Origin of the sequence: Enterobacter sp. PL1, from assembly GCF_945957325.1 — a bacterium.
In the GTDB taxonomy this organism is placed as follows: domain Bacteria; phylum Pseudomonadota; class Gammaproteobacteria; order Enterobacterales; family Enterobacteriaceae; genus Enterobacter; species Enterobacter roggenkampii.
Window position 1 is genome coordinate 1 of the sequence record NZ_CAMFKT010000073.1, and the last position, 1826, is coordinate 1826.

The following is a 1826-nucleotide window of genomic DNA, read 5'->3' on the forward strand; positions in this document are numbered from 1 at the left end:
ACGGCATCGAAAAGGAATGTCGGGACGGGGGAAAATCAGATACCGGATATGGGAGCATTCGCTTCTGGTTCGGGATGGTTCAGGCTACCAGGTGGATATATTGTTCAGTTTGGCACTTTTTCAGGAAACACGACCCGCTTTATCAGTGGACACTTCCCTATACCATTCCCTAATCAGCCGATGGTTTCAGTCAGTGTTATGTCTGATGCCGTTCAGTCAGACCCGTCGAATCCTGCCCCGCAGGTTTTGTCTGTAAATTTTGAACATATCAGTAATTCAGCGTGGCGTGTGGCAACCAGTGATATCTCACAGCAATACAGATTCAGTTATATTTCGATAGGACGGTAGAAATGCAGAAATATATTTTCAGTGCCAATAAAAATGCGTTTTTCCCTGTGGAGCTTAAAATCGCTTATCAGGAATCCGGCGAATGGCCAGATGATGGAATCGAAATTGACGACACTGTTGCCGCCGAATTTATGAAGGAAGCACCAGAAGGAAAATACAGAGGTGTCATCGACGGAATGCCTGCATGGATTGATATTCCACCGCCAACTCATGAGGAACAAATTGCCGCAGCCGAATTGGAAAAGCAGCAATTGATTAATCAGGTCAACGAATACATAAACAGTAAGCAATGGCCTGGTAAAGCGGCGATTGGTCGTCTGAAAGGTGAGGAACTGGCGCAATATAATTTGTGGCTGGATTATCTGGACACACTGGAACTGGTCGATACTTCCGGTGCGCCAGATATTGAATGGCCTACACCTCCGGCAGTTCAGGCCAGATGACATCCGGCGCGGTGCTGGTATCTGTTGCCGTCACCGCGTCAATGTAATCCAGCACAGCGTTAAGCCTGGTTGTTTCTGCCTGCGTAAGTTTACGTCCGGCCTGTAATTTCAGCTGAATCAGACTAATGGAAGCCATTGCTGCATCAATCAGTGACTGGCGCTGTGCTTCTGCCGCTTCTACTGCGGCGCTATGCTGTGCCTCAGTATCCGTCACCCATTTCTCACCATCCCATTTATCATATGGCGTTAACGGGGCGATAGTGGTTGTATTTTCAGGGTAATCACCCAGAGCTGTGATTTCTTTCGATTCTCCTGTTTCGGTGCTATAGATGATTTCACCGCGATGGTCTGGCACATATTCCCATGAGTTAAAATCTGCAGAACGGCAGATTGCATAACCAGCTTTATGTGTAACTGGCGCATCTAAACAAGAACATGCCGGGATACCGACGCCAACGGCAAGATATTCTGTTGATGATGAAATGTATTCCCGTGTCGTGTTGTCATAGTTATAGACGGTAATATCACCCGCTACTGTGGCAATAAATTCACTGTTTAATTTTGCCTGTGTCATTATGCGGCCCTCACGATGAAGTTAAATGCGATACTGCGTGGACGGTTTTCTGGTGCAGTTGGAACTACGCGACTGGCATCAAATGAGACTACGCTCCCCCAGTCGTCTTCGACCCCATCCCCTTTAATTTTTGTAGACCAGTTGCTATCGTATCTAAACGCGCCATCTTTAAGGTCTGAAAATCCACTCCCACGACGCACGCATGAGATGTGTCCAACGATATTTCGAATGGCGTCACCCTGAGCAGACAGAATTTCGCGCCCCGCGTCAATACCGCGCCCGTCATCCCAGCCACGGATGAACTCACCGCGTAAATTCGGCAATGCCAGACTAGGATAAGCCAGTGCCAACTTCGGATATTGTGCGGCAGAAAAAGGCGCACCATTGCATTTCAGCCAGCCTGTTGGAGGAGTGGCTGAAGGCCACGGAACAGGTACACCAACGGGTAACGCTGAGCCTTC

The 1826-nt window shown here is 48.4% G+C and carries 4 protein-coding genes; 2 read left to right on the top strand and 2 right to left on the bottom strand.

The window, feature by feature from the left end:
* Together N6P30_RS24235 and N6P30_RS24240 are read left to right on the top strand one after the other, a co-directional pair.
* Positions 1 to 348: phage tail protein (locus tag N6P30_RS24235; RefSeq protein WP_260630004.1), on the top strand; the 348-nt coding region annotated here is incomplete at its 5' end.
* A gap of 2 nt (positions 349 to 350) precedes the next feature.
* Complete coding sequence (locus N6P30_RS24240) at positions 351 to 791, top strand: tail fiber assembly protein (RefSeq protein WP_109536478.1); 441 nt, start codon at positions 351 to 353, stop codon at positions 789 to 791.
* Here N6P30_RS24240 and N6P30_RS24245 read toward each other — a convergent pair.
* Entirely contained in the window at positions 763 to 1365 is a 603-nt protein-coding gene (locus N6P30_RS24245) for a tail fiber assembly protein (RefSeq protein WP_029403901.1), read from the bottom strand. The two genes, N6P30_RS24240 and N6P30_RS24245, sit on opposite strands and share 29 nt — an antisense overlap.
* On the bottom strand, positions 1365 to 1826 hold a 462-nt coding region (locus N6P30_RS24250), incomplete at its 5' end, for a phage tail protein (protein WP_260630005.1). The genes N6P30_RS24250 and N6P30_RS24245, both read right to left, overlap by 1 nt.